Here is a 22800-nt window from a genome sequence, read left to right on the forward strand (position 1 = left end):
TTATGGTTGCACCAATAGGGCTAAGAATGACCCCAAAGAAGAGGTACTACCTGATCCAACACCCAAAGTGAGTATTCCCTTAGCTGGGAATGCCTATATCACCAAAGGTGCTGCCGGGCAATCTGAAAAGATCACCAGCAAGGGGCTCGTCAACTGGACCACACCCGGCGTTGTGACAAGCATCTGGTTTCGTGCGGCGCAGCCGGGAGAGCTCACGGTATTTCTAAAGGCCGGTGTCGCCGGCGGCGGGACAAGCAAGGTGAACGTGCGTGTGAACGGAACTTCTTTCGACGTTAGTTTAGCGGGAGCGGATGCAAAACCCTACTATGCCGGAAAAGTGAATATAGCGGCAGAAGGTTATGTGAAAGTGGATCTGGAGGGCGTCAGTAAATCCGGCTCCTCGTTTGCCGATGTGTCCGATATTCAGATTGGTGGGGTCGCAGCCAACGGCGCGATTTACGCCAATGATCCTGAGAACTTCTACTGGTCAAGACGAGGGCCGTCGACGCATGTCAATTATACCGTTCCTGCCGGTGATATCGAATACTTTTACAATGAATTGGTGGTACCCGAAAAGCAGGATCAGATTGGTTCCTTTTTCATGTGCAATGGATTCAGTCACGGATATTTCGGTATACAGGTGAAGTCGGAATCGGAGCGCTGGGTTTTGTTTTCTGTCTGGGACCCTGACGGCGGAACAACGGTGCCCGTCAAATCGGGAGAAGGCGTGGTAACCAAACGTTTCGGTGGCGAAGGGGAAGGAGGACAGAGTTATTTTGTCTATAACTGGAAAGCGGGTAGTACCTATAAATTTCTGACCAAGGGCAAGCCGGATGGTAATGGAAACACACTTTATTCGGCATGGTTTCGCGGACCAGAGCATGATAAGTGGCAATTTATGGCCACCTGGAAGCGGCCGCTAACGGCGACTTATCTGGCCAGAATTCATTCGTTCCTGGAAAATTTCATTCCTGAACAAGGTTATCTGGAACGCAAGGGCACCTGGGGCAATCAGTGGGTGAGAGATGTGAATGGAAAGTGGACTGAGCTAACTTCCTTCAAGATGGGTGTTGATGCCACAGGTAAAAACAAACAAAGGATGGATTTCGGAGGAGGTGTTGAAAACGGCCGTTTTTTCCTCAGGAACGGTGGTTTTTTTAATACCTATGTGGAGGCGGGAACTCCTTTCACACGTCCGGCAGGAGGACAGCTGCCGCAAGTTGATATCGAAAGTTTACCTTAAAAATGGAGAGAAAATGAAAAAGAATATATTTCAACTAATGATGGCCTTGGTAGTAACCGCTTCGTTTATGGGTTGCTCTGATGATAAGATGGACTATCCCCTGGCTGCCAAAGCTGACCGTTCGGGCTGGACCGTTACAGCGGTGTCCAGCGAACAGGGAGATGGCTCCGAGAATACAGGTTTAGCTTCGGCAGTGCTGGATGGGGATTTGAACACCATTTGGCACACACAATATGATCCCGACCATCCGGGGTTTCCACATTGGTTTGTAGTGGATATGAAGAAGCCCAACAAGATGATTTCAGTAGATCTGACGGCCCGCCAAAACAACAAGAATGGTTTCACCAAATTCAAATTGGAAGGAAGCGCCAATGGCGAATCATGGACAAACCTCGGAGAATTTAAATTTGTTCCGGCAACCATCACGCCGCAGAGTTTTCCGGTTTCATCAGCCGTTGGATACCAGTATCTCAAATTTACGGCATTAGAAGGGCTCGCTGTGCATACGTTCTTGGCTGAAATGGAAGTATTTGTGAATGAGTAAACAGCGGTTGCAGCCGGGTTAACCGACCGTTAAAGTAAATCGAAGGGTAACGAACAGCATATTTTGCTGCTTGTTGCCCTTTTTTTGATTCTAACACGTGATTTCCCGGCAATGACACTATATTATTGTCTATTATTGGTGATATTTTGTCAATTATACTTGACAAAAAGAAATGTTTACCTATCTTTATGAGGCTAAACATTCAACATCTATATTTATGGAACGATCTGGGAAAAACGAAAGCCAAAACTCCGTAATTTTCGCGCTCATCTACGGGGCTACCTACCTGCCCGCGGCATGGTTGTTAAAGCATCAGATGATCGGCAAACCATTTTCGATAATCGTAGCAATAATACCGATTATCACATTCGCTGTTTTTGTGTTGAAGTTGATCAAGGCATTTTCGGTAATGGACGAAGTAAGGCAGCGTGTGCAATTGGAAGCGGTGGTTATCGGGTTTTCATTGACGGCCATGTTAATAATGCTCTTGTTTTTGCTCGAACTTTGTGGTGTTTCTAATCCTGGTTGGTTTGGCTATGGCCACCTTGTGGGATATTGTTGGCTGTTTTATTTTGTTGGCTGGTTCGTTTCGAAGAAAAAGTACGATGTATGAAGAACACGATAAAGGTTGAACGGGCTAAGAAAAACTGGACTCAGGCCGATCTTGCAAAGCATATCGGGATATCGCGACAAGGTCTAAATTCGATTGAAACCGGGAAATTCATTCCCTCTACTGTACTCGCGTTGCGAATGGCGAAAGCTTTTAACACTACTGTTGAAGTATTGTTTCAGCTGGATGACACAGAACAGTGACTGGCTGACCGGTTTTCTTCCAACACCGGTCTGTTGCTGAACTTTGCCTAAGGAACTATGGTGATTACGATATTTATTTGTACAATTCTTCTGTTTGGCTAGTTTTGTGTATATTCGCAGCGGCTCCTACCTAATAATGCAAAGCACAAGAGTACCGGAAATGGCAGACAAAATTCCGATTTATTGGAAATGAGGCCTGTGCGGCGCTGTTCGAATCATTGTTAACATGAATTTTTATCGTCAAAATAGTGACCTTGAGTTAGCCCGGCTGATAGCTGAGGATGACCCCCAGGCGTTCGGTGAAATCTATCAGCGCTACAAAGGTGTGCTCTTTTTACATGCGTACCGGATGTTGGGAGATGACGACGAAGCCAAGGATATTTTGCAGGAGCTTTTCACGGTACTCTGGGTTAATCGCAAACAGATCAAACTGCACACCTCTTTTTCATCCTATCTCTACAAGGCCCTGCGAAACCGGATTTTCGACGCCATCGCTCACAAAAAGGTTGAACAGAAATACATAGAATCCCTGGCGTGGTTCATGGAAGAAGGGGAATGCGTAACGGATCAGCAGATCAGGGAGCAAGAGCTTACCCAGATCATTGAAAGTGAAATTTCCCTGCTGCCTCCCAGAATGAGGGAAGTGTTCGAGATGAGCAGAAATACGGACCTTTCCTACAAGCAGATCGCCGAAGAGCTGCATATATCCGACAAGACGGTCAAAAAACAAGTCAGCAGCGCCCTTCATATTTTGAAACACAAAATTGACCTTGTCTTCATTGTTGTGCTCATATCCCTGAAAATGTAAAAAAAAGTAATTTTTTTTCAACAGGATACTACTCTGGCCTGACTTCCCCGTCCTATATACACTAAGGATAAAAACTTGTGTAATGGACGAATCTTCTGCCAAAGACTTATTACGGAAATATCGGGACAATACCTTGACCGACGAGGAAATGGCTTTGCTCGAAAGCTGGTACCTCGCCAGGGCAAAGTCCGCAAACCTCGCGTTGAATACCGATGAACTGGAAAAACAGCTCGATATGGTTTGGGAGTCGCTTCCGCTGAACCAGGAGAGGGCTTTGCGCCAAAAGACGCGGACCCTCCCGTTGCTAAAATGGGTTGGAGTAGCGGCGTCGGTGGTTATTGCCGCAACAATAGGGTTGAATTTTTTCCGTAAAGCGAAACCTCAACCGCCTGTCAGCCAGGGTGTAGTTGTCGGGGACGCCATACCGGGCGACAATAGGGCCAAGCTTACGCTGGCCAATGGGCAAAGCATTATGCTGCACGAAGCGGTCAATGGGAAGCTGGCCCAGCAGGGTCAAACCGCTGTGATCAAGACGAAGCAGGGAGAAATCGTGTACGAATTTGAGACGCGGGAAGGCAGTGGCCCTTCGCGCGGCCTTGCATATAATACGATCAGCACGCCACGGGCGGGGCAATATAGAATCAAACTTCCGGACGGAACGGGCGTTTGGTTGAACGCCGCGTCGTCCATTCGCTTCCCGACCGTGTTTCCGACGGAGGAAAGAGTCGTGGAGATAGTAGGTGAAGCCTATTTTGAAGTGGCCAAAGTTTCTAAAAACTCAAAACGGGTCCCTTTTAAAGTAAGATCAGGCAACCAGATAATTGAAGTCCTCGGGACCCGCTTCAACGTGAATAGCTATGCCGATGAAGGGGCCATCAAAACCACCCTGCTCGAAGGGAGCATCAAATTGAAAGTAAACGGTGCAGAGGATCGGGGCGTGTTGCTCAAACCCGGCGATCAGGCCCGGCTTGTAACCAATATCAGGAAAAACGCCAGCCAGCCGGCCCGCCCTTTCGAAGTCAAACAGATCAACACCAGCAATGTAATTGCCTGGAAGGAGGGTTATTTCAGGTTTGACAATGTGGGATTGCCGGAACTGATGAGGCAATTGGCACGATGGTATGATATGGAGGTGGTATACGAAGGCACCATCAAAGATTATGAATTTGTAGGACAGATCGAACGGGATGCGAAGCTCTCAAAAGTGCTCCGGATACTGGAACTCGGAGACGTGCATTTCAAAATCGACAATAAGAAAATAATCGTGACCAACTAACCCTAAACCCCTGACCTAATCCTTTTTGCTATGGTAAAATAAAAAAGAAAAAATCCACGAAACCAGGGCCATTAAAAAGCCGCTTCAGTTCTGACCCTGAAACGGCTCGTGGCTTGGTATTACCCCAATCCGCAGAGCGGACCCCGGGGAGAATTGCCCTTTTTGCGAAACAACAATTTTACACCCAAACCCCGCCAAAAATATGCAAATTATTTTACACGGGAAAATAGCGTATATACGATATCGTTACTTTCTCAAATTGATTTTGATCATGAAGTTAATGGCCCTGCTCTTAGCCATCGCATGTGTGCATGTGTCAGCCGAAGGTGTTTCGCAGAAAATAACCTTTTCTGTCAGGCAAGCGCCGCTTTCCAGCGTGTTTACCCGCATTGAACAGCAAACGGGATACAAATTTTTCTATGATAATAAAATTGTAAAAAAGGCGAAAAAAGTGACGGTCTCTCTTCAGAGCGCATCTGTCAATGAGATCATGGACGAGGTACTGGCGGGGCAGCAGCTCACCTATTATATCGTGGATAAAACCATTGTAATTAAAGAGAAGAAGACTCAAGGCTTTGAACCTCAATCGCTCGCGCCGCAGGATATATCCTCTCCGAGGGAAAATACACTCGGGGACTCCAGGATGAATCTCGATAAGAGAATGAAAGAGTTATTGCAGGAAAACCTCGACAAGGCGGAGCGAAAGGAAATTGCCATTCAGGGGGCTGTCACCAACAAAGCGGGAGAGGCCCTCCCGGGCGTGAGCATTCTCGTCAAAGGGGCGTTGATTGGAACCGCTTCCGATGTGGATGGTAAGTTTCAACTGGATGTGCCTGACCAGAATGCTAAGCTGGTTTTCAGTTATGTGGGCTATGTAACGCAGGAAATCGCGGTAGGAACATCGAAAATTATTGATGTGGTGATGGCCGAAGACGATAAAGCCCTGGAAGAAGTGGTGGTGATAGGGTATGGAACCCAGCGAAAAGTAGATGTAACGGGTTCGGTAGCGTCCGTCAGCAGCACAACAATTACGGAAAGACCATCCCCCAATGCGCTGGGTGCTCTGCAGGGTCTCGTTCCGGGATTGAATATCACTTCCAACTCCGGGCGCCCCGGCGATATGCGCGTGAATATCAGAGGATTTAATTCAATCAATGCTTCCAATAACCCATTATTTGTCGTGGATGGGGTGATCGGAGTGGATTATTCTACGATCAACCCGAATGATATTGAAACTATCGACGTTTTGAAAGATGCTTCTTCCACTGCCATTTATGGAGCCAGGGGGTCGGGCGGGGTAATTATCATCACCACCAAGCGCGGTAAGGATGGAAAGACGGCTGTAAGTTTAAATCTTACAGGAGGCTAAAACGTATTACCGAGGGAAATTCCGCTCCTTAACTCTACGCAATATCAGGCGATGGAGAAGGCGGCATACGGCGCCGTTCCCGGCAGGGCGTACCCCGATTTCGCGAAACTTGAACCATTGCTTTATAATGCAGATGGTACCCCAAAATACAATACCAATTGGCAAAAAGAGGTTTATAAACCCACTTTTTCTCAAAATTATAACTTGTCGATCTCCGGTGGTAACCCCAATGTGAAATACAGCATGAACTATGGGTATCAGGATGATCATGCCTTAATGCTATTCACATATCTGAAGAAATATTCGGCGAGAATTAATGTTGATGCAAAGGTCAACAGCTGGCTCACGACGGGTATAAATTTGTCGGGAATCGGCACTAAAGAGCGCATTCAGGACGACCAGGTAGGAGGCTTTAACGGGCCCCGGAATGTCATGGAGCAGCTGCCTATGATCCCCGTAAAAATGCCTGACGGCTCGTGGGGAGGCAATTTTATGCATTTAAATTCAGAAGGCTCCGATAACCCGGTAAACCTTTTGACCAATTACTATAATATTAATAATAAAATTAATGTTCTCGGCGGCTCGTATATCAATGTCCGTTTTTCAGATAGTTTCGAATTCAAAACAAGTTTATCAGCGGAAAGTTTTACAAACAAAAACGATATATCGTCCAGCGGTTCCGCAGTACAGCGAGGACTTTACCAGAGAATCCGCGCAGGAATAAACGCCGAGAGATATTTTTACTGGCAGAGTTCCAGCTATTTTACCTATAAAAAGCAATTGAATGAAGCCAATAACTTAAATGTCATTCTGGGAACCGAGTGGGCTAAAAAGCACGACGAGACTTTTGGCGTTTCTGCCTCAAATTTTGACAGTGATTTCTATCTGGCCAATAACCTGGGAGCCGGAATCGTTCCCAGTCCTCCTACGTCTAATGCTTATGACTGGCAGATACACTCGTATTTTTCCCGGGTAACTTATTCTCTTTTAGACAGATATTTGTTTACCGCAACAGGGCGGTACGACGGGTCTTCGAAGTTTGGGGCAAATCATAAATATGCATTTTTCCCCTCCGCCGCAGTAGCATGGCGTGTGTCAGAAGAGAACTTTTTGAAGAACTCGAGGATAGTAAGTGATTTAAAATTAAGATTAAGCTACGGTAGCACCGGGAATTCAGAAATTGGCCAGTACCAATCAATCGGCGCCCTGGCGTCCAACACGGCGATATTCGGGGGCTCACGCGCGGGAGGACAGGTGCAAGGCAGGATTCCCAATCCCAATCTTCAGTGGGAAAAGACCAATCAGTTCGATGCAGGTGTAGATCTGGGCCTGTTCAACAACCGCATTAATGCAGTGGCCGACTTTTACAACAAAATCACGACCGGTCTGCTGCTGAATGCCCCGGTACCTTTTTCGTCAGGATTTGACAATGTGCTGACTAACATTGGGTCGGTGCGCAATAGAGGTTTCGAACTGGGTTTAAACACGCGCAATCTCATAGGTGCATTCAAGTGGAACACTACTGTCAACTTTTCGGCCAACAAGACAAAAATATTGGCATTGGGATTGAACAACGAGGATATTTTTCCCGGACCCGGATTCCTCGACCAAACCAATATATTGCGGGTCGGAGAATCTGTGGGAACGTTTTACGGGCTTACCCGTCTGGGGACATGGGGAGAACATGAAGCTGATGAGGCCGCGAAAGTGGGCGCTAAGCCTGGCGACATAAAAGAGTCGACAACCAAAAGTATTCTGGGACATGCGTATCCGAAGTTTGTGTCGGAAATCATCAATAAGTTCTCGTATAAAAATTTTGAACTGCTTGTTGACATCCAGGTAAGTGAAGGCAATAGTGTACTAAATCTTGGTTACGCCACCTCCGAAGACAGACAAACGCTTGCCAACAGTTACACGACGGTACTGGATGCCTGGACGCCGTCCAATCAGAACACCAGCATTGCGCGCGTAAGATTAAATGGTGATGGCCCCTCATTGCGCCAGGATAGCCACTATGTTCAGGACGGATCTTTCATCAGAGGTAAGAATATTTTATTGTCTTACACTTTTCCTAAAAGTATCGTTACCGCGCTGCACCTAAGCAACTTGCGCATGTTTGCCGGGGTTCAGAATGCATTCCTGATCACCAAATACAAAACAGGATACGACCCGGAAGTATCGACCTACCCTCAGGCTTTCGCTTACGGGATTGAATTCTACGCGCAGCCAAAAGCCAGGACATTCAATTTTGGTATCAATGCTAGTTTATAATTCTACAAATAAGACTATGAAAAATATCAGGATACTAATTGCGCTTGTAAGCATGTCTGTAATGTCATGCAACGACTTCCTGGAAGAAAAGCCAGCAAGTTTTTATACACCGGACAACTACTATACAAGCTACCAGCAAGCGCAAAATGCCGTGAACGGTATTTATGCTTCTACACGCGATTTTTATAGTCCGGTGGGCCTTTACGAAGAAAATGCTATGCTCATGCTGGAAAACCCTACTGGCCAGGCAAAAAGTGATATCAATCAATCGAACAACAATGCCAATTTAAGGAACCTCAATATGCAGACCACAGACCTGTATTTCAGGGTATGGTGGCGTAGTTCCTATAAGGGTATCGGTGCGGCAAATCTGGCCATTAAGAATATACCGTTGATTTCATCTGCTGTTGTTACAGATGTTCAAAAAAGTCAGTTGCTGGGACAAGCCAGATTTTTGCGGGCGTGGTTCTATTTCAACCTGGTAAGAATATTTGGCGACGTGCCGTTGGTTAGCGATCCTGTCAGCAGCGCGGTCGGGCTTCAGATACCGCGGACACCCGTAAAGGACATCTATGAGCAACTAATTGTGCCCGATTTACTTGCAGCGGAACAAAGCGGGTTGCCGTTTTCGGATAACACGGGCAGGGTAGCCATTGGGGCGGTAAAATCACTGTTGGCAAAAGTGTATCAAACCATGGCGGGTTTCCCGTTGCAGCAAAAGGATAAGCTGCCTTTGGCCAAGCAAAAAGCGATGGAAGTGATCAGCTCCGGGAAATATACCCTTTACCAAAACTATGATCAGTTCCGTGACCCGGCAAATGATAATAGGATGGAGAACATTTTCATGGCGCAATTCGCATCTACAATTGCAGTGAGTCCTATGTTCGCCTTTACCCTCCCAAGTTTCAGCCTGATCTCCAATGGACAGCAGGAAATAGGGACGCTTCTGCCGGACGATACGTTTTTCGCATCGTACAGCGCGAATGACCTTCGGAAGCAGGAAAGGCAATTTTTCTATTCCCACGCTCCCAACTTTTCGACAGGGGCCAATGTGCAGTTTAAAAATGGGCAGCATATTTTCAAATACTGGGATGACGTAGCCCAGGCCAGCGGGCTGGGTTCCGGCAAATGCTTTCCTGTGATCCGCCTGTCGGATATCATGCTTCTCTATGCGGAAGCTCAGAATGAAAGTGAGGGCGCACCGGATGTAAATAGCTATGAATATATCAATGCGATCCGTAAAAGGGCACAGCTGGCGCCATTGGCCGGCCTGAGCAAAGAGCAGTTTCGCCAGGCCGTGTGGCGCGAAAGAAATCATGAGCTTTGTTTTGAAAACCAAACATGGTTTGACATGGTCAGAACGAGGATGGTATATGACACTAAAAACGACACATTCGTCCCGATGCTCGGATATGCATTCCCGCGGGACAATACCATCAAATTCCAGGAGAAGCATTATTTATTCCCGATACCCCAGGATGAAATGAATGCAAACCCTAAGCTGGCTCCGAACAATCCCGGATATTAAAAACAACAATAGCAAAGTGAGAATGGGTGAATCCCGCGAGGCATTCACCCATTTCGAGTGTAACTTATTTATCGCAGGTTCAGCATATGTTTAACGTCGGGTCCATCGGACATCTTCATCCTCTCCTGGTCCATCTGCCCATAGGTATTTTGCTATTCGCCGCGGCGCTTATGCTTTTTGGCAAGATCGCCAAAGCAGAGGTTGGGCAAGCGGTCTCCTTTGCATGGGGAGCCGGTACGTTTTTTGCCTTTCTGTCGTGCGGGGCAGGTTGGCTGCTGGCACAATCAGGTGAATATGACCCGGATATGGTTCAAATACATCAATGGACCGGGCTACTGACCGCCGGACTGGGAACGATAACCTTTTTCATGGTCAAATACCGCTGGGTCCCGGCCACGATAACGGTAATTGTGCTCTCCATTGCCGGGCACTACGGCGGGAACCTCACCCATGGAGAGGGATACCTTTTTTCAAACGGGGAAGAGGCCTTGCAGGCCGGAGAGCCCGCCGTGCCATCAGAAGACAAGGTGGTGGCTGTTACAGATTCGACCGGAAAGAAGCTTATCCGCCGGACATTTATATACAGAGACCAGGTAGCGCCTGTTCTTAAAGCCAAATGTTACAACTGCCATTCGGCTTCTAAAAAGAAGGGGGGGCTCCGGCTCGATTCCGAAGCGTTTATCCGGAAGGGCGGAAAAAATGGCAGCGTACTCGTGGCGGGTAATCCTGCAAGGAGCAAATTGTTTTCCTATCTGCTGCTGCCCGAGGGAGACGATCGGCATATGCCGCCCAAAGGCAAATTGCAACTTTCGCGCCAGGAGCTCGCTATTATTCAGAACTGGATCCAGCGTGGAGCTTCATTCAAAGAAGAAATAGAGGAGATTCTCCAAAGCGGGGACGATCAGCCCGTCGCGACGCTCCCGCCGTTGCCGGCAGACTCTTCCCACGCGACGGCAGCGATCCCGCAAGAACCCGAATTGGAAGCCGCATTGCTGAGCAAGCCCGTGAATGCGCCGGACCAGCAGATTTTACAAAGGCTGAAAGCACAACACGTTTCGCTTACAAAAATGTCGTCCGGCTCGGACTACTTATCCGCCAATTTTGTGAATACGAGAGATTTCAATGCGGAAACAGTCCAGACGCTGCAAGGCATTCAAAACCAGGTAGTGCGGCTGCGGTTTACAGGCCAGCCAGTTAAGGACAGCGACGTGAAACATCTCGCGCAATTTAAAAACTTAACGAGGCTGAATCTGGAAAATACGCAGATCACCGACAGTTCTCTTGAACTCCTCGCCACATTACCCAATCTCGAACATCTGAACCTTTACGGCACGTCCGTCACGGATGAAGGATTGGCCAGGCTAGCCGGTTCGCCGAACCTGAAAGTGGTGTATTTATGGCAAACAAAGACTACACCGGAGGGCATAAGCCGGCTTCGAAAAGCGCGGCCGGACATTAAAGTAGAAACCGGTACCCAACAGCTCGCCAAACCGGATACCAATAAAGTACAGTTAAACGATAGTAAGTGATGATCAAATATTTGATGTTTTTACTGGCAGGTATACCACTGTGGTTTTCGCAAGGCCCCGGTGGCAAGGATATTAAGGTACCTGCCGAGGTGACCGCCGAGATGACGAAACTACCTGCGCAGCTCGACTATAACCGGCATGTAAAGCCGGTCCTGTCCGATAAATGCTTTGCATGCCATGGCCCCGACAAAGCCAAGCAGAAAGCCGGCCTTCGTTTGGACATGCCGAAAAATGCCTTCGGACAGCTTCCCGAAAGCTCAGGGAAGGTCGCTATTAAGCCAGGTGACTGGGCCAAGAGTGAGGTCGTACACCGTATTCTTTCCGATGATCCCGATTTCAGAATGCCTACACCCCAATCGCACCTGACGCTGGACGCGCGCGAAAAAGCCGTATTGATGAAGTGGATTAAGGATGGGGCCGAATATAAACCGCATTGGGCATTCGTCAAACCGCAGAAATCGCCGGTCCCAGCTGTAAAATCTGGCGATGAAGCGGTAGCTAACCCCATTGATAATTTCATACTGGCGGGGCTTGAAAGGGAAGGGCTCCGGCCCGCGGCCGAGGCCGACAAAGAACTGCTGCTCCGAAGGCTCTCGCTGGATATTACCGGCCTTCCGCCGACGATTGAGCAATTGGATGCTTTTGTGGCGGATAAAGCCCCGAATGCATATGAAAAGCAGGTGGACAGGCTCCTGGCTTCCGCCCATTACGGGGAAAGAATGGCTGCCGACTGGCTCGATGCGGCCCGGTTTGCGGATTCGCACGGGTACTCGACCGATCGCCTGCGAGACATGTCACCCTACCGCGACTGGGTGATCCGCTCCTTCAACCAGAATATGCGTTACAGCGACTTTATTCACCTGCAACTTGCGGGGGATCTCATGAAAGGGCCGGGAAATAGTGCCCCCACCAGGGATATGCTCATTGCCACCGCTTTTAACCGGCTGCATCAGCAGAATATGGAAGGGGGTATTGTGGAGGAGGAATTTCAGACAGAATATGTGATGGACCGGACCAATACGGTAGGGGACGCATTTATGGCGATCTCACTGGGTTGCGCACGCTGCCATGACCACAAGTACGACCCGGTTTCCCATAAAAACTACTATGAGCTGTTCAGTTTTTTTAACAATGTACGGGAAGCGGGACAAATCTCCCTGAATGACGACTTGCCGACGCCGACCCTGATGCTTCCCAATGAAAATCAGGAAAAGCTGATGCAATTTATGCGTTCGGCTATTTCGGAAAAAGAGGCGAAGTTGTCGGGAGCAAATACGTCTACCGGTTTTCAGCAATGGCTTGCGTCGGGGGATTATCAAAAACTTGCGGGAGAGACTACTCCCAAAGCGGGCTTACAGGGGCTTTATGATTTTGAAGACTCTCTTTCCAACAGCATCAATAAAGCGCAAAAGGGTTTGATGAAGCGGGACGCAGGAGACAAGGATAGGCCCGTATTCGAAAAGACTGTACGCGGGCAGGTGCTTGTATTGAATGGGGACAGCTACGCGGATCTCAAAGATGTAGGGGTCTTCCGCAAGTCGGAACCTTTTTCGGTGGGTATATGGGCCTGGTTCCCCAAAGATTTCAAGGAAGGGGTTATCTTTCACAAGGGTAATGCGGAGCGTTTATTCAATTTCAAGGGCTATCATCTCTTGATGAAGAACAATTTGCTGGAAATTAGCATGGCGCACACTGCACCCTCCAATGCGATTACCCGCCACAGCCGCCAGCCCGTACCGCGTGAGAAATGGGTACATCTGACCATGACTTACGATGGCTCGTCAACCGCCCGGGGTTTCCGGCTGTACCAGGACGGCGTGGAGGCGCCCATGGAAACAGTAGTCGACCAGCTCTACAAAGACATTATCTTTTATCAGAAAAATGAACCGGCGCTGCAGATCGGAGGCTGGTGGCGCGGGCAGGGCTTCAAAGGTGGGAGGGCGGACGATATAGCCGTATACAACCGGGAACTGACGCCCTATGAAGTGCGCATATTGGCCGGCAAATCGAGTTGGGCGAGCTTGGCCGGCAAAAGTGAGGCAAACCTTAGTGATAATGAAAAAGAAGCACTGCAGGCATACTATCGTCAGGTTATAGATGCGGGAATGCAGATCGAAAGGGAGGAACTCCTTCGCCTTCGCAGGGCATTCGACGACTCGACCCGGAATGTGAATGAAGTGATGGTCATGCAGGAAATGCCAAAACCTAAAAAGAGCTTTCTGCTTCAACGAGGCCAGTATGATATGCCCGCCGAAGAGGTTTTCCCAAATACCCCGACTGCGATCCTCGCATTCCCCGACAGTTTACCTAAAAACAGATTGGGACTGGCAAAATGGCTCACCAGCAACGACAACCCGTTGACTGCCCGGGTAGCCGTGAACCGCTACTGGCAGAATTTCTTCGGTGTGGGACTGGTAAAAACGGCAGAGGATTTTGGTAACCAGGGCGCGTTGCCGAGCAATCTCGAACTGCTCGACTGGCTGGCTGTGACGTTTCAACAGGACTACGCCTGGGATGTGAAACGGTTGGTGAAGCTGATGGTCATGTCCAGGGCTTACCGGCAGGACTCCCATACAAGTCGTGAACTTTTGGAAAAAGACCCTGATAACCAGCTTTTGGCAAGAGGCCCGTCGGCAAGGCTTTCGGCTGAAATGATCCGTGACAATGCGCTGGCAGCAAGCGGGCTTTTGAACCCGAAAATCGGGGGAAGGAGCATCAAACCTTACCAGCCGGAGGGCTTGTGGGAGATCAACAGCATGACTTACAAGGCCGATACAACCGATGAAGTTTACCGCAGAAGCGTGTATGTAATTGTAAAACGCTCGGTACCTAACCCCACACTCGCGACATTCGACGCATCTTCGCGCAGTAGCTGCATTGTAAGGCGCCAGCGGACGAATACACCTTTGCAGGCCCTGGTGACGTTAAACGACCCTACTTTCCTGGAAGCGGCCAAGGTAATCGGCGAGCAAATGGCGAAAGTGCAGGATACCGGTGCGGCGATCGTGCAAACCTACCGTAAACTCACCGGGAGAACCCCGCAGCAAAGAGAAGTAACCGTACTTGAAAAGCTGCGAAAAATGGAGTTGGATAAATTCAGGTCGCATCCTGAAAAATCGAAAGGATGGCTGAAATCGGGCATGTACGTGCCCGACCCGTCGCTGGACGCAGCCGCTGTGGCCGCAAATGCGGTGGTAGCGATCACTATTTTAAACTCAGATGCCACATTAACCAAAAGATAAAGGGTATGACAGCACATCACGACGAACCATTCCGAATGCACACACCGGACCTGGCGGATTTGAACCAAAAATTGGACAGACGGGCTTTTTTTCTGCGAACGGCCTCAGGCCTGGGCGCGCTCGCGCTGGGCAACCTTCTATCAAATACGGCCCGGAGCGCACCCATGAGCGAAAAGACGTTGGAGTCGATCAGACAGCAGGTGGCTCCCAAAGCGAAACGGGTGGTATACCTGTTTATGGCAGGGGGGCCGTCGCAGTTCGAAACCTTCGATTACAAACCGAAGCTGGCCAACATGCTGGGCAAGGGGCTCCCCGATTCGGTCCGCGGCGGCCAACGCCTTACCGGGATGAGCGCCAATCAGGCAAATCTGCCGATTGCACCCTCGCTTTACAAATTCGGGCAATACGGGAAATCCGGGGCCTGGGTAAGTGAGTTGTTACCTTACACAGCGCAGGTTGTGGACGAGCTTTGCATTGTAAAATCCCTTTTTACCGAGCAGATCAACCACGATCCTGCAATCACATTTTTTCAAACCGGGCACCAGTTGCCCGGCAGGCCGTCGATCGGCTCATGGGTGAGCTACGGCCTGGGGTCCGAAAACCAGAATTTGCCGGCATTCATTGTGCTGGTCTCTAAAAACGCATCGAAAGATCAGCCGCTCTACGCGCGATTGTGGGGAAACGGCTTTCTGCCATCAGAACATCAGGGCGTACAATTTCGCTCCGGTAAAGACCCCGTGCTATTTTTGAATAACCCCGAAGGCTATGATGGCTCTGACCGGGAAAAGATGCTCGGCTACCTTACCGAGCTCAACCGGATGCAGAATGAAAGCTGGGGCGATCCGGAAGTAAATGCGCGCATTTCGCAGTATGAAATGGCTTTCCGGATGCAGACTTCGGTGCCGGAAGTGATGGATACGGCCGGTGAGCCGGACGAGGTATTTGAGTTGTACGGGCCCGACAGCCGCGATAAAGGAACCTATGCCGCCAATTGCCTGCTGGCTAGGAAGCTGCTGGAAAAGGACGTGCGGTTTGTTCAGTTGTACCATCAGGGATGGGACCACCATGGCTCATTACCCAAAGGAATGGCTAATCAATGCAAGCAGGTCGACCGCGCAACCGCGGGGCTGATCGTCGACCTGAAGCGCCGTGGAATGCTTGAAGACACGCTCGTTGTCTGGGGCGGCGAATTCGGCAGGACCGTATATTCACAAGGCAAACTCACAGCCAGCGACTATGGCCGCGACCATCACCCGAGATGCTTCACGATGTGGATGGCAGGAGCCGGGGTGAAAGCCGGGTTCAGTTATGGTCAGACGGATGATTTTAGCTACAATATTATCAAGGATCCTGTACATGTTCATGATTTTCACGCTACCCTGCTGCACTTGCTGGGCGTTGATCACGAACAACTCGTGTACAAGTACCAGGGCAGGAGATTTCGTCTTACGGATGTTCACGGCAGGGTGGTGAACGAGATCCTGACGTGACCTGTTGCTTTGTTTAGTTAAATATTTGAAAATCAAATATTTGTTTGGTTGTTATTGGTGGTTTTCAAATGCCTTTTGGAGCTGAGGGTCCCGGCCTTCGAGCATATCGGAAATGGTAGCGGTGACAGCGTATTCTGGAATAATGCCCCGTCCGTGCAGTTTGGCTGGTTTCACTGCATTAGCGTACCTGACTGTGGGTACGGCTATTTGAATGCTCGAATAGGGCAGGCTTACCCTCACGGTTCCTCCCGAGTTGTTGCCCTCATAACCCCCGCCGGTCTCTTCGCCGATGAAGATTGCCCTGCCGTTGCTGCGGGCTATGGCGCAAAAGTCAGCTGCGGTAGAAAATGTCCGCCCGTCGATGAGTACAAATACTTTCTGCTGAAAATGGATTTTGGCAGGTTGCTGGACAGCAAGTCCCGGGTGGTCGTTGGCAGTCATGACCGGCTTGGACCTGGATTGAAGCGCCAAAAAATATCGGAATGGCTCAACGGTCAGGTAAGAATACAGTAATGCGCCGTAAATATCATCACCTCCACCGTTTCCCCGCAAATCGATGATCAGGCGCGTTATTTTTCTCTGTTGCAGTTCCTGAAATGCGGTTTCCAAAAAGGCCGGAAAATCCTGATTGGCATCGTTAATTCTTTGCTTGCTGAATGTACGGATGGTTAGCAAGGCCAGTGAGTCGCCGGGGTAGGTAATTTCAAGCGGCTTGGCATTGCTGCCGGTTTTATATGCCGGGCAAAGCGTGTTTTCAAATTTTGCTGATTTCAGGGTGACCTCCCGCGGATTACCGCCTGCCGCTGCTAAACTCACCCTATAAGTCGCTTTAACGCCATAGATGAAGTTGTACAGGAACAGAAATGCGTCGTTATTCAGCGTAGCGTTTTTCTTCGTCTCAATTTTTCCGTCCGAGGGCAAGTATAGCATGAGCTTCCGGCGGATATTTTCAATAGACTCTCCGTCGATCGATAGGATTTCTGATCCTGCCGGTGCATTTTCATCCTTGCTGCAAAGCACAAACGCGTGGCCATCTGCAAACCAGACTTTTAGCGGAAACATCGGTACGGCCGCTGCGTAGCTTTCCATTATTTCGCCGGGCAGACTGCCGCTCGTATGCCCACATTCAAGGGCGCTGACAGCAAACCGAATCAGATTGTTGAACCTAATCAGGCTCATCGGACCGCTAATGCTTGCCTGACAGCTGTCCAGCAGTTGGTTTAAAGATTCCTCAGGCCGGTAGCGGTACATGTCGGGATGATGTTGGCTTAATGCCGTTCGAAAAGATTGAAAATCATCGCGAAGCTGTGATGGTTCCAGCAGCCGGTCAAAATCGGATTCCGTTTTTGACTGGCCGATCGCACCTCCGATACTCAGCAGCAACAGTAAGGCAAAGGCAATAAGAACCCGTTCCCATAGAATGGGTAGTTTCGGATGCGTCATGGTTGATTGATTTATAATGAATTAATGATCAGCTCTCTTTAGAAAAATGTAGTACCCCATAAAGCTTACCGATAGGCATAGCGACAAAGCAGCCAATGCGGCCCAAACGGGAGGGTTTGTAAGTGCAATTATGGTAAAGCCCAAAGCCAAACCCAGGAAAATAGCGAGCCATTTGATGCAAGCCTGCAAGTTTTCCCGACGATCTGATTTCAATAAAAGCGCTGCCAGCTGCTCGGTCACGCCGGATTCAAGGACTTTCTCTCTGAGGCGGTATTGAAAATAGCGGTTGGTTAGTTCTAACAGGAACACGAGTATAAAAGCAATTAGCAGGACTGTTACCCCGAGCGCAATCTGGTCACGATCAATGTAGGTACTTTTTGATGTTTGCGCGCTCGCCAAGGCGGGAAGCAGTGCTATGAATAGGGTTAATATGCGCTTTTTCATGTTTATTTAGCCGTTTACAGATTAGACCGCCGCATCCGGATATTGTTGCAAATGTCCCGAGCCGGCGAGCTGTCGGATTTTGAGAATGTACTCCCGTCGCAGATTTGTCGTCAGGAAAGAAAATAGCAAACCGCAGGTCAGCAGAAAGCCACAGATGACCGCGCTGTTGTTGGATGGTATTTTACTTAGCAGTCCGGCATTGAGATACCAGAATAGGCCGGTGCCGGCTACCATGCCGATCGCAGATATGCAAATAACGAATACCAATTCATTTGCTTTTCTGGCCCTTTTCGCCGGAAGCTTGGCCAATACTAGTGGCGCAAGCTCAAAATCAAAGACTTCCGCTGTGGACAAAGACAGGTTTCGCGCTATTTCCCGGTAGAATTTGACATGAGCGGAACAATGAGGACAATGCTCGATATGGCTCGTTAAGGTATGATCGATCCTTGATTCGCCCAAAGCATATTGCTGGATTTCAGTATCCGATAAATGGCCCTCTTTTTTCATAAACCTTTGTTATAAATGGCTTGTAACTGCTCTCTCAACATTTTTCGTGCTCTGAAAAGGTAGCTTTTGGCTGTCCCCTCCGGCAAGGCGACGATCTGTGCGATCTCCGAGTAGCTCAGCTCCTGATGATGGTAGAGGGTGACCAGTAATTTATAGATCGCAGGAAGCCTTTCGATCTCTAATTGAAGCAGGCCGCTGAATTCGGCACCCATCAGGTTCTCTTCGAGATCGCCAGGGTCTGCGAATTCGGGTCGGTTAGCCTGGTTGTCACCATCGTTTTCAATTGGTATTTCATAGTAGTTTGCGGTAGCCAGTGTTTTGTTTTTTTCAAGTTGATTAACGCAAGTATTATAAGCGATTCGTGCGATCCAGGTCGAGAGCTTTGACTGAAAACGAAAGCTGCTGAGCTTTTGAAAGACTTTCAGGTAAATGTCCTGAGCTATATCGGCACGCTCCTCCCGGTTAGAAATCATCCTGAACAAAATCTGCCCGACAAGCCCTTCTGTGTTCTTAATGATGATGCCGAAGGCCCTGGTGTTGCCACCGAGCACTCTTTCCACCAATATGCGGTCGGTCGGACTGTGGGGTTCTTTCTGATCCATTGCTACTGATTGGACAGCGATGGCTTAAAAAAGTTGCAAAAACAGCGTGACTACTACCTGGCCGGCACGCCAAATGGTCGTTAGAATCGCCGTGCAAAGTTCTATTGGAAACGTATGCGTTCATTAACTCCGTCGCGGTAAAACTCGCCAATGGGTATTTCCGTCTTTTCGATCAGTATCCGCCCTCGTTCAATCGTCTCGATTTTTGTAATGGAAACAATAAATGACCGGTGTACTCTCAGGAATTGCTCCGCAGGTAATTTTTCAAGGAGAGTGGCCATTGAAAGCTGCGTGGCAATTTTATGCTGTTTTGTGATAATCAACACATGATCTTTCCTGGCTTCGATAAAAAGGATATCCGTAAAGTCGATGCGCACGGTCTTTGTGCCTGATTTAATAAACATAGGCCCCGCGGATGCATTTGTCCTGTTTTCAAGTGCAGGACTTACAGCTGCCTTTGCAGATATGAGCGACTGGACTTTTTGAACAGCTGTCAGAAACCGCGGAAATGGTATAGGTTTGAGCAGGTAATCCACTGCATTGAGTTCAAATGCATCGACAGCAAATTGTGGATAGGCTGTGGTCAGGATTACCGCCGGAGGGGCTTTAAGGGTTTGCAGCAATTGCAAACCGGTAAGGCCGGGCATTTCAATATCCAGAAAGATCACATCGACCGTATTTCTAGATAAAAAATCAAGCGCTTCCAACGGCGTCGAACATAGTTTCGCCAATTGCAAGAAAGGTGCCCTTTCAATATAGCTTTCCATTACTTCCAGGGCCAGCCGTTCATCGTCCACCACCAGGCAACGGATCTTCATATCGTGTCAGTTTAAAGTCAAAGTGAGGGTAGCTTGAAAACCTAGGGCGCTATTTTCAACCTGAAAGAAATATTTGTCGGGGTACAGGTGCAAAAGCCGTCTTTGAAGATTTGCCAGGCCGATCCCGCCCGGTTCATAACCACCAGGCTGCTGAATTCCGTTAACCGTGACCAGCGTTAAGCGGTTTTCGGCCACCTTGACAGAAATAGAAGCAAATTCAGTCCCGTGTTTAAACATATTTTCGATCAAGGGCATCACCAGGAACGGCGCTATTACACACTCGTTTACATTTCCCTCGACCGTAAGATCAATGCGGAAGTCGAGGGGAAGGCGCAATTTCTGTAATTCGATGAAATTCTCGATCATCTCTACCTCTTTTGAAAGCGCTACGCGTTCTTCATTAGTTTCATATAAAGCATAGCGCATCAGCTGTGAAAGATGCATAATGCCGTCGGGCGTGCCTGGTGCGTGCCTGATCGCTAGCGCGTACAGGGAGTTGAGTGTGTTGAAAAGAAAGTGGGGATTGAGTTGGGAGCGAAGGAATGCAAGTTCAGTTTTTAGTTGAAGATTTTCCATATCCCGTGTTTTTTGCTGAAAAGTAAACCAGTCAACGGCAAATCGGGTCAGGCACGCCAGCAGCGCCATTAACAGCAACTCGAAAAACCTAAGCACAAATTGATCCCCGTACGACAATGGAAAAGCTACCAACGTCGATCCCAGCGACCAGCCACGCAGCCCATGATAAAGCGGAATGAAGATGCCAACCAAAGAGGCAGCGAGCAGAAGATTAATTAGTAAAAACCAGGTAAGTTTCTTTTCCCCAAGTAACGAAGGAATGAGAAAGTTATAATTGGAATAAAAGATAATCGCCTGGGCAAAAATGTAGATGCCCGGATAGCCCACCAGGAAATCGAGGCCCTGCAAATGATTGATGTAAAGCACAAACATCAGGTACACCAGCCAGACCACGGCATGGACCCAGACAGGCAAACGAGCAGGAAATGGCCGGTAAAACAAGTCTTGTAGTCGGATATGCATCATCCGGGTAATTTACAAAATTACAACATTGCCTTTTCTGTTTTTCCCTCAGACAGGCAATTCCAAAGGCCAGACACCATTTATAGCTCCCTCAAACCGATGATGGTTATAAATCCATTTTTGGCGGCCAGGGATTCCGGGTCTACGGATTACGGTTTGTCATACAACAAACAGCAGTTTCTTTTGACAAAAAATCAAACAGCTATGAGTGCCTATATAATCCAGACCGACCGGCTAGCTTATGCTTACGGTGAGCGACAGATCCTTCAAAATATTAGCCTGCAAGTTCCCGCGGGATCTATTTTTGGATTCCTGGGACCAAATGGTTCCGGTAAAACGACAACGATCCGTTTGTTACTTGGCTTGATCCAAACCGGCAAACAGCGCATAAGCTTGTTTGGCCAGGATATCAACGGTAACCGGCTGTCGATACTGCGCAGGGTAGGTGCCTTGATTGAAATACCGACCCTTTATCCGCATCTTACCGGGCAGCAGAATCTGGAAATCGCCAGGCTTGCACGCAATGCAGATCGTGACCAGGTAGGCAAAGTACTGCGCATGGTAGGATTGACCGACGATGCCTCTTTAAAGGTGAACGGGTACTCGCTGGGCATGCGCCAGCGGCTGGGTATCGCACTGGCCCTGCTTGGCGACCCTGATTTACTGATCCTGGATGAGCCAACCAACGGACTGGATCCGGCCGGGATTCGCGAAATCCGCAGCTTGCTCATTGAATTGAGCCAGGAGCACGGTAAAACGATTTTTGTATCGAGCCATTTGTTGAGCGAAATGGAGAAAATGGTGACCGATGTCGCGATCATCCATAACGGCCATCTATTATTTCAAGGGCCGATAGGAGGGCTGTATCAAGCATACCAATTGCGGATCGGTGCAGTTCCAAACTTGCACGGGCATTCGGCTGTAACCCTGGAAGATATATTTCTGAACCTTACTAACGCTTCAATATGAATAGTTTTAGTTATTTATCCCGCAGCGTGGCTATGGAGAAAATCAAGATCAAAAACACGCTGGTGCCATGGCTTGCGCTTTTTGCGCCCTTATTTGTAGTGACGGTCGCCTTCGTAGCCGCTTATGCGGACGGGGACAGATTTTACGGGCCCGATATCAATCCCTGGGACAATTTCTCAGGGCATATTTTGGTAGGCTGGGCGCTGTTTGTTTTCCCCATTTACGTTTCACTTCAATCTGCGCTGTATAGCGCCATGGAGCATCAGAACCGCGCTTTCGCCTATTTATACAGTCTGCCGGTGCCGAAATGGAGTATTTATGCGGGGAAGTTGCTGATCCTTACGGGGCTTATCTCGATGAGCCACGCCGCATTGTACGGCTTTTCCGAGATGGCCGGATGGTTGCTGGGTATTCTTAAACCCCGTTACGGGTTCCAGTCATATTCTATGCACGAAGTGTTATCAAAAGCAACTTTACTGATGTTTCTGGCCGGCGGCGGGATGATTGTTATTCAGCTATACATCAGTATGGAATTTGCAAGCTTTATCGTGCCGGCAGGCCTCGGGCTTTTCGCCACGATGGCAGGCGCCATTTCACGTGGCTTTGCAATCAGCCAAGCGTCGCCGTACCTGTGGCCCATTGGTTTTCTGAACAATTCACTGCAAATGGCCGATTGGCAATACTCGTATTTATGGATCGGTCTGGCGGTTTATGTTTCCGGTGCATTGGCGAGCATCGTGCTGATCAGCCGAAAGGATATTGTTTGACATGAAATGTTTGAATGATTAGCAGCATTTTTACCATCAGAAGCGGTTATTCAACCGGGGAACAATATACTAACCCTGATCATGATGATTGAGTCACTT

20 protein-coding genes are annotated in these 22800 nt (G+C 48.8%); 14 read left to right on the top strand and 6 right to left on the bottom strand.

Features of this window, described 5'->3' with window-relative positions; genetic code table 11:
* Positions 1–67 precede the first annotated feature (67 nt).
* The 12 genes from ACTJJJ_RS00875 (at position 68) to ACTJJJ_RS00930 (ending at position 16113) form a co-directional block, all read left to right on the top strand.
* On the top strand, positions 68–1243 hold the full coding sequence (locus ACTJJJ_RS00875; RefSeq protein WP_440701146.1) for a DUF3472 domain-containing protein: 1176 nt from the start codon (positions 68–70) through the stop codon (positions 1241–1243).
* A 13-nt stretch (positions 1244–1256) separates the two neighbouring features.
* Positions 1257–1787 (top strand): discoidin domain-containing protein, encoded by a 531-nt coding sequence (locus ACTJJJ_RS00880; protein ID WP_426295198.1) that lies wholly within the window; start codon positions 1257–1259, stop codon positions 1785–1787.
* Positions 1788–1959: 172 nt separating this feature from the next.
* The gene (locus ACTJJJ_RS00885) at positions 1960–2400 is read left to right on the top strand and encodes a hypothetical protein (protein ID WP_440701147.1); all 441 of its coding nucleotides are present in this window, start codon (positions 1960–1962) and stop codon (positions 2398–2400) included.
* Entirely contained in the window at positions 2397–2600 is a 204-nt protein-coding gene (locus ACTJJJ_RS00890) for a helix-turn-helix transcriptional regulator (RefSeq protein WP_188931654.1), read from the top strand. Before ACTJJJ_RS00885 ends, ACTJJJ_RS00890 begins: the two co-directional genes overlap by 4 nt.
* 226 nt (positions 2601–2826) lie before the next feature.
* Entirely contained in the window at positions 2827–3408 is a 582-nt protein-coding gene (locus ACTJJJ_RS00895; protein ID WP_188931652.1) for an RNA polymerase sigma factor, read from the top strand.
* An 82-nt stretch (positions 3409–3490) separates the two neighbouring features.
* Positions 3491–4684: a FecR domain-containing protein gene (locus ACTJJJ_RS00900; protein ID WP_440701148.1), complete on the top strand. Its 1194-nt coding sequence runs from the start codon at positions 3491–3493 to the stop codon at positions 4682–4684.
* Between the two features lie 271 nt (positions 4685–4955).
* Complete coding sequence (locus ACTJJJ_RS00905; RefSeq protein WP_440701149.1) at positions 4956–6053, top strand: TonB-dependent receptor plug domain-containing protein; 1098 nt, start codon at positions 4956–4958, stop codon at positions 6051–6053.
* 18 nt (positions 6054–6071) lie between these two features.
* A complete protein-coding gene (locus ACTJJJ_RS00910; RefSeq protein WP_440701712.1) occupies positions 6072–8324 on the top strand; it encodes a SusC/RagA family TonB-linked outer membrane protein in 2253 nt (750 codons plus the stop codon).
* Between the two features lie 16 nt (positions 8325–8340).
* A complete protein-coding gene (locus ACTJJJ_RS00915; protein WP_188931645.1) occupies positions 8341–9852 on the top strand; it encodes a RagB/SusD family nutrient uptake outer membrane protein in 1512 nt (503 codons plus the stop codon).
* Positions 9853–9938: 86 nt separating this feature from the next.
* Positions 9939–11381, top strand: coding sequence for a c-type cytochrome domain-containing protein (locus ACTJJJ_RS00920; protein ID WP_440701150.1), 1443 nt, complete (start codon positions 9939–9941; stop codon positions 11379–11381).
* Positions 11381–14623, top strand: a complete 3243-nt coding sequence (locus ACTJJJ_RS00925; RefSeq protein ID WP_440701151.1) for a DUF1553 domain-containing protein — start codon at positions 11381–11383, stop codon at positions 14621–14623. Before ACTJJJ_RS00920 ends, ACTJJJ_RS00925 begins: the two co-directional genes overlap by 1 nt.
* Positions 14624–14628: 5 nt before the next feature.
* Complete coding sequence (locus ACTJJJ_RS00930) at positions 14629–16113, top strand: DUF1501 domain-containing protein (protein WP_440701152.1); 1485 nt, start codon at positions 14629–14631, stop codon at positions 16111–16113.
* A 51-nt stretch (positions 16114–16164) separates the two neighbouring features.
* Here the strand turns inward: ACTJJJ_RS00930 and ACTJJJ_RS00935 are convergent, their stop codons facing one another.
* The 6 genes from ACTJJJ_RS00935 to ACTJJJ_RS00960 form a co-directional block, all read right to left on the bottom strand.
* Positions 16165–17556, bottom strand: a complete 1392-nt coding sequence (locus ACTJJJ_RS00935) for a S41 family peptidase (RefSeq protein WP_440701153.1) — start codon at positions 17554–17556, stop codon at positions 16165–16167.
* Between the two features lie 21 nt (positions 17557–17577).
* Positions 17578–18000, bottom strand: a complete 423-nt coding sequence (locus ACTJJJ_RS00940) for a hypothetical protein (RefSeq protein ID WP_188931638.1) — start codon at positions 17998–18000, stop codon at positions 17578–17580.
* A gap of 21 nt (positions 18001–18021) precedes the next feature.
* Positions 18022–18507 carry a hypothetical protein gene (locus tag ACTJJJ_RS00945; RefSeq protein WP_440701154.1) on the bottom strand — a complete coding sequence of 162 codons (486 nt, stop codon included), beginning with the start codon at positions 18505–18507 and terminating at the stop codon, positions 18022–18024.
* Positions 18504–19109 carry an RNA polymerase sigma factor gene (locus ACTJJJ_RS00950; protein ID WP_440701155.1) on the bottom strand — a complete coding sequence of 202 codons (606 nt, stop codon included), beginning with the start codon at positions 19107–19109 and terminating at the stop codon, positions 18504–18506. Before ACTJJJ_RS00950 ends, ACTJJJ_RS00945 begins: the two co-directional genes overlap by 4 nt.
* A gap of 101 nt (positions 19110–19210) precedes the next feature.
* Positions 19211–19927 (bottom strand): LytR/AlgR family response regulator transcription factor, encoded by a 717-nt coding sequence (locus tag ACTJJJ_RS00955; protein ID WP_440701156.1) that lies wholly within the window; start codon positions 19925–19927, stop codon positions 19211–19213.
* A gap of 6 nt (positions 19928–19933) precedes the next feature.
* A complete protein-coding gene (locus tag ACTJJJ_RS00960) occupies positions 19934–20968 on the bottom strand; it encodes a sensor histidine kinase (RefSeq protein WP_426295190.1) in 1035 nt (344 codons plus the stop codon).
* Between the two features lie 201 nt (positions 20969–21169).
* On the opposite strand from ACTJJJ_RS00960, the gene ACTJJJ_RS00965 reads away from it, so the two are divergent.
* A complete protein-coding gene (locus ACTJJJ_RS00965) occupies positions 21170–21934 on the top strand; it encodes an ABC transporter ATP-binding protein (RefSeq protein ID WP_440701157.1) in 765 nt (254 codons plus the stop codon).
* On the top strand, positions 21931–22701 hold the full coding sequence (locus ACTJJJ_RS00970) for an ABC transporter permease (protein ID WP_440701158.1): 771 nt from the start codon (positions 21931–21933) through the stop codon (positions 22699–22701). The genes ACTJJJ_RS00965 and ACTJJJ_RS00970 overlap by 4 nt, the downstream gene beginning before the upstream one ends.
* Positions 22702–22800 lie beyond the last annotated feature (99 nt).

This window comes from Dyadobacter sp. 22481 (genome assembly GCF_052044875.1).
Lineage (GTDB): Bacteria > Bacteroidota > Bacteroidia > Cytophagales > Spirosomataceae > Dyadobacter > Dyadobacter endophyticus.

Bases quoted from the DNA above. Each gene is read 5' to 3' on its own strand.
- ACTJJJ_RS00880 (WP_426295198.1), top strand. From the start codon at position 1,257: ATGAAAAAGAATATATTTCAACTAATGATGGCCTTGGTAGTAACCGCT.
- ACTJJJ_RS00885 (WP_440701147.1), top strand. From the start codon at position 1,960: ATGTTTACCTATCTTTATGAGGCTAAACATTCAACATCTATATTTATG.
- ACTJJJ_RS00890 (WP_188931654.1), top strand. From the start codon at position 2,397: ATGAAGAACACGATAAAGGTTGAACGGGCTAAGAAAAACTGGACTCAG.
- ACTJJJ_RS00895 (WP_188931652.1), top strand. From the start codon at position 2,827: ATGAATTTTTATCGTCAAAATAGTGACCTTGAGTTAGCCCGGCTGATA.
- ACTJJJ_RS00900 (WP_440701148.1), top strand. From the start codon at position 3,491: ATGGACGAATCTTCTGCCAAAGACTTATTACGGAAATATCGGGACAAT.
- ACTJJJ_RS00905 (WP_440701149.1), top strand. From the start codon at position 4,956: ATGAAGTTAATGGCCCTGCTCTTAGCCATCGCATGTGTGCATGTGTCA.
- ACTJJJ_RS00915 (WP_188931645.1), top strand. From the start codon at position 8,341: ATGAAAAATATCAGGATACTAATTGCGCTTGTAAGCATGTCTGTAATG.
- ACTJJJ_RS00920 (WP_440701150.1), top strand. From the start codon at position 9,939: ATGTTTAACGTCGGGTCCATCGGACATCTTCATCCTCTCCTGGTCCAT.
- ACTJJJ_RS00925 (WP_440701151.1), top strand. From the start codon at position 11,381: ATGATCAAATATTTGATGTTTTTACTGGCAGGTATACCACTGTGGTTT.
- ACTJJJ_RS00930 (WP_440701152.1), top strand. From the start codon at position 14,629: ATGACAGCACATCACGACGAACCATTCCGAATGCACACACCGGACCTG.
- ACTJJJ_RS00935 (WP_440701153.1), bottom strand. From the start codon at position 17,556: ATGACGCATCCGAAACTACCCATTCTATGGGAACGGGTTCTTATTGCC.
- ACTJJJ_RS00940 (WP_188931638.1), bottom strand. From the start codon at position 18,000: ATGAAAAAGCGCATATTAACCCTATTCATAGCACTGCTTCCCGCCTTG.
- ACTJJJ_RS00945 (WP_440701154.1), bottom strand. From the start codon at position 18,507: ATGAAAAAAGAGGGCCATTTATCGGATACTGAAATCCAGCAATATGCT.
- ACTJJJ_RS00950 (WP_440701155.1), bottom strand. From the start codon at position 19,109: ATGGATCAGAAAGAACCCCACAGTCCGACCGACCGCATATTGGTGGAA.
- ACTJJJ_RS00955 (WP_440701156.1), bottom strand. From the start codon at position 19,927: ATGAAGATCCGTTGCCTGGTGGTGGACGATGAACGGCTGGCCCTGGAA.
- ACTJJJ_RS00960 (WP_426295190.1), bottom strand. From the start codon at position 20,968: ATGATGCATATCCGACTACAAGACTTGTTTTACCGGCCATTTCCTGCT.
- ACTJJJ_RS00965 (WP_440701157.1), top strand. From the start codon at position 21,170: ATGAGTGCCTATATAATCCAGACCGACCGGCTAGCTTATGCTTACGGT.
- ACTJJJ_RS00970 (WP_440701158.1), top strand. From the start codon at position 21,931: ATGAATAGTTTTAGTTATTTATCCCGCAGCGTGGCTATGGAGAAAATC.